The organism is Gardnerella vaginalis (assembly GCF_001546485.1).
In the GTDB taxonomy this organism is placed as follows: domain Bacteria; phylum Actinomycetota; class Actinomycetes; order Actinomycetales; family Bifidobacteriaceae; genus Bifidobacterium; species Bifidobacterium vaginale_D.
The window spans coordinates 1-4,517 of sequence record NZ_KQ956860.1; the positions used below are offsets into that span (position 1 = coordinate 1).

5 protein-coding genes are annotated in these 4,517 nt (G+C 45.3%); all 5 read right to left on the bottom strand.

The window, feature by feature from the left end; genetic code table 11:
* Window positions 1-86 precede the first annotated feature (86 nt).
* Window positions 87-647, bottom strand: a complete 561-nt coding sequence (locus HMPREF3208_RS03580; RefSeq protein ID WP_064347277.1) for a GNAT family N-acetyltransferase — start codon at window positions 645-647, stop codon at window positions 87-89.
* Window position 648: 1 nt separating this feature from the next.
* A complete protein-coding gene (locus tag HMPREF3208_RS03585; protein ID WP_064347279.1) occupies window positions 649-1,488 on the bottom strand; it encodes an HAD hydrolase family protein in 840 nt (279 codons plus the stop codon).
* A 121-nt stretch (window positions 1,489-1,609) separates the two neighbouring features.
* The gene (secG, locus tag HMPREF3208_RS03590; protein WP_016637650.1) at window positions 1,610-1,858 is read right to left on the bottom strand and encodes a preprotein translocase subunit SecG; all 249 of its coding nucleotides are present in this window, start codon (window positions 1,856-1,858) and stop codon (window positions 1,610-1,612) included.
* A gap of 52 nt (window positions 1,859-1,910) precedes the next feature.
* Entirely contained in the window at window positions 1,911-2,708 is a 798-nt protein-coding gene (tpiA, locus tag HMPREF3208_RS03595) for a triose-phosphate isomerase (protein ID WP_016637649.1), read from the bottom strand.
* Window positions 2,709-2,909: 201 nt separating this feature from the next.
* On the bottom strand, window positions 2,910-4,115 hold the full coding sequence (locus tag HMPREF3208_RS03600; RefSeq protein WP_064347280.1) for a phosphoglycerate kinase: 1,206 nt from the start codon (window positions 4,113-4,115) through the stop codon (window positions 2,910-2,912).
* Window positions 4,116-4,517: the final 402 nt, after the last annotated feature.

Here is a 4,517-nt window from a genome sequence, read left to right on the forward strand (position 1 = left end):
TAACTCAGTCAACCAACTGAGAAAATAACAGTAATAAGCACAACACCGTTACTAACTCAGTAAAGTATCTGAGAAAATAACGGTAATTACTTGCCAGAAAGAGTTTGCCAACGAGATTTGGTTAAAACGTTACGATGGCGCACGCGAGTTTCGTGCATAAGCGGCACGTCAACTGAAGAATCCACGCAATATGATTCAAAACCACACTTTTCCTGAACGCGCTTCGACTTATTGTTGCCATCGTAATATCCGCACCAAATAGTCGTCATGTTAAGTTCGTCAAAACCGTACTGAATCAACGCCTTCGCCGCCTCCGGAATATAACCGTTGCCCCAAAATGGCTTACCAACCCAATATCCAAGCTCACACTCATCATCTCTAGTAGTCATATCCGTATGACCGTTAAGCTTTAGCTCAATACATCCAATCGCCTTGTTACTCGACTTTAAGCACACAGCATAACATTCTTTTGCGTTAAGAAAAACATTCTTAATAGTAGATTTGCTATCCTCAATACTTTTGTGAACAGGCCATCCTGCAATAGGCCCAACATCTGGATCTGCAGCATACTTAAATAAATCTTCAGCGTCATCTTGAGTCCAAGTGCGCAAAATTAATCTTTCTGTTTCGATTATCTGTTTACTCATTTTATTCGCAATCTATTAAGAGGTTTGAATTAAGCCAGTTGGCAACGCCATCGTCATTGTTGGAAGCGCAAATCTCGTCTGCAATCGCAAGCAAACGCTGGTTACTATTCGCCACCGCTACCCCGTAACCGCCGGCACGGAACATATCAATATCAATAATATCGTCACCAAAAACAACCGTGCGGCTCGCCTTCACGCCCAAGCGATCGCAAATAACGTTCAGCGCATGCCCCTTATTCGCAAGAGGATTCGTAAGCATCCACAACACATCTTCGCTAATATGCAAGGAAAAATCGTCCGGAAGAATGCTCTGAAGTTTTTCCTTCTCACTCTCTCGAGGAACAATAATAATCTTGTCTGCAATGCCACTTGGAACATTAGAAAAATCGGTAATAATAAAATCCTGCTCGTTCCAAAGCATACGAACATCAAAATTAGTGTAACGAACGTCGTTCATCACAATACCAAGCCGAAGCGTAGGAATAGAGTGCAGCAATCGCAAGCAAACATCACTAGCAAGCTTAGAATCAAACCCAAAACGCGTAAGAGTATCGATGCTCTTTTGCGAAGTAAGTTCACTAACGGTACTATGCGCGCAATCAAAATCAATAAGCGCACCGTTGAGATACGCGCAAACTTGAGCTTTTAAATCGTGAACAAAATCAAAAGCACTTCCAACAGGACGAGCCGTAATAATAGCAAGCGGAATCCCAGATTCATGCAAACGCTCAGCAGCTTGCATAGTTTCGCGGCTTAAAAAGCGGCATTCAAAAGTATCGGAATCGTGAAGCATAGTGCCGTCAAGATCAGCAATTACTAAAGAAGGAGAAAAACGCAGCATTGTAAGAACCTAAATGAATAAACCTAAATAAGCGAGACTAAATAAGCGAGACTAAATAAACGAATCTAAATAAACAAAAAGCGCACAATCTGCCAACTATGCGCTTTTCAAAGAAGAATACTTAAATTAGCGAGAACTTAGTCATTAAGTTCAAAATAACAATTACTGCAACCCAAATCAGTGCAATAATCACTGTCCAACGGTTCAAATTCTTTTCTGCAACACCGGAGCTACCAGCATTCTTCGTTAAACCGCCGCCGAACATATCGGAAAGGCCGCCGCCCTTACCCTTGTGCATCAAAATCAACAGTGTGAGCAAAACGCTAGTAAGCACAAGCAATACCTGCAAAATAATCTTTACAGCGGACACAAACAACCTCCTGTTTCACAGTACTCAGCTCATTTTAATAAGAACCGTTGACCTATAGACGCGCTGCAGCAGCAGTGAGTCGCACAATATTTGACAGCTCCTCAGCATCAAGAGAAGCGCCGCCAATCAAAAAGCCGTCAACATCCGGTTCCGCAATAAGGCTTGATGCATTAGCAGAAGTCACCGAACCGCCGTATAGAATACGAACAGTATCTGCAACATCGTCGCCAAAAGTCGCGCGTAAATCTTCGCGAATAGCGTATGCTGCTTCCTGCGCAGATTGAGCAGTAGCAACCATGCCTGTGCCAATCGCCCACACCGGTTCATAAGCAATAATCAAGCGTTTAGCCTGTTTAGCATCCAAATCGCGCGTTACGTCGTGAACCTGCCCTACCGCGAAATCAAGCTCAATACCCTGCTTGCGTTCCTCAAAACTTTCGCCAACACACAAAATTGGTTGCATGCCTGCAGCAAGCACCGCACGTACTTGGTCTACAATATTCGCGTCGTCTTCCGGATGATACTTGCGACGCTCAGAATGACCAACGATAACCATTGAGCAACCTAGGCTTGCAAGCATATCTGCAGAAACATCGCCAGTGAAAGCGCCTTGAGCAGTTACCGAAACCGCTTGCGCACCATATAGTATCGGTAGACGATCAGACTCAACAAGAACCTGCACGCTTCGTATAGAAGTAAAAGAAGGCATAAGAGCCACTTCGCAATCATGATAGTCATAATGCGCATCACGCAAGAGCCACGCAAATTTTTGTATAAAATGCGTTGCTTCGCGGTGATTGAAATTCATTTTCCAATTACCTGCGACTAAGTAGGTGCGACTGGAACTCATGCAAATCCTTCTTAGAAATAATTACATAGCTATATTGCGAATCATATAGTTATATTGCAAATCAGATAATTTATTGCATTATGCCGGTTCAACAGAGAATCGATACTTCTGATATTCTCCGTTGAGCCGGCACAATATTCGCAACGTCAAATGTAAGCGAACGTTTTATCGCTCTAAATAATTACTAATAATTACTAATAATTACTCAAGTACGCTCAAGCCTGGAAGCGTCTTACCTTCCAAGAACTCGAGGGAAGCGCCGCCGCCAGTAGAGATGTGCGAGAAGCCATCTTCTGGGAAGCCAAGGTTGCGCACTGCAGAAGCAGAATCACCACCGCCAACAATGGTGAAAGTGCCGTTCTTAGTGGCGTCAACCAAGCCCTGAGCTACAGCGCGAGTGCCTGCTGCAAACTCTGGAACCTCAAACACACCCATAGGGCCGTTCCACACAACAGTCTTGGAATCAACAATCTTATCGTGGAACAGCTTCTGAGAGTCAGGACCAATATCCAAGCCCATCTTGTCTGCTGGAATAGCGTCAGCTGGAACAACTTCTGGAGCAACAGGAGTATCGCCTGCTGGGAAGCCAGCGTTCACAACAATATCGGTTGGAAGCACGAGCTCAACGCCGTTCTTCTTAGCGGTTTCAATGTACCCCTTGACTTTTTCGAGCTGATCTTCCTCGAGCAAGGAAGTACCAACTTCGTGACCCAAAGCCTTGAGGAAGGTGAAGACCATACCGCCACCGATAACAAGACGGTCGGCCTTAGAGAGCAAGTTTTCAATAACGCCGAGTTTGTCGGAAACCTTGGAGCCACCGAGAACAACAGTCAAAGGACGCTCTGGATTCTCGGTTGCGCGAGAAAGTGCCTTAACTTCCTTTTCAACAAGCAAGCCGGCAGCAGCTGGAAGATCGGCAGCAACATCGTAGTTAGAGCCCTGAGCGCGGTGAACAACACCGAAGCCATCGGAAACGAATACTTCACCAAGAGCAGCAATCTTCTTAGCATAAGCTGCGCGCTCGGAAGCATCCTTGCTAGTCTCTTCAGCATTGAAACGCACGTTTTCAAGCAAAACAACGTCACCATTGTTCATGGCAGCAACCTTAGCTTGAGCATCCTCGCCGTAAGTATCTGCAGCCAAAGTAACATTCACTCCAAGCAGCTCTCCCAAGCGAACTGCCACTGGAGCCAAGGAAAGCTCTGGAACAACCTGACCCTTTGGACGACCAAGGTGAGCCATCAAAATCACTTTCGCACCCTGCTCGCGCAAAGCCTTAATGGTTGGCAAAGCGGCACGAATACGACCATCATCAGTGATAGTAGTACCCTTGAGAGGAACGTTAAAATCAGCACGGACTAACACGCGCTTGCCACTCAAATCTCCCAAATCTTTCAGTGTCTTCATTGGTATCCTTTCCAAATCATATGGCTTACCATACCGGCTTAATTCGTTCAAAAAGACGTGAAATCAGCCTAAACATTAACTCAATGCCGTGTGCAATTATACCGCAGGTCTTCAACAATCTACCGCAGCCGGAGTGACAACATTTGCCGAGGATTTTCCCGGCAAATGTTTCTGTAGCTTTGCAGTCGTGCTTCTGCGAACGCTGCTAGTGTAGCTTTGCAGTAATGCTCTGCTGACATTGATTCTGTAGCTTTGCAGTCGTGCTTTGCGAACGTTGCTTTGTGTAGCTTTGCAGTCATGCTTTGCGAACGTTGCTTTGTGTAGCTTTGCAGTCATGCTTTGCGAACGTTGATTCTGTAGCTTTGCAGTAATGCTTTGCTAACGTTGATTCTGTAGCTTTGC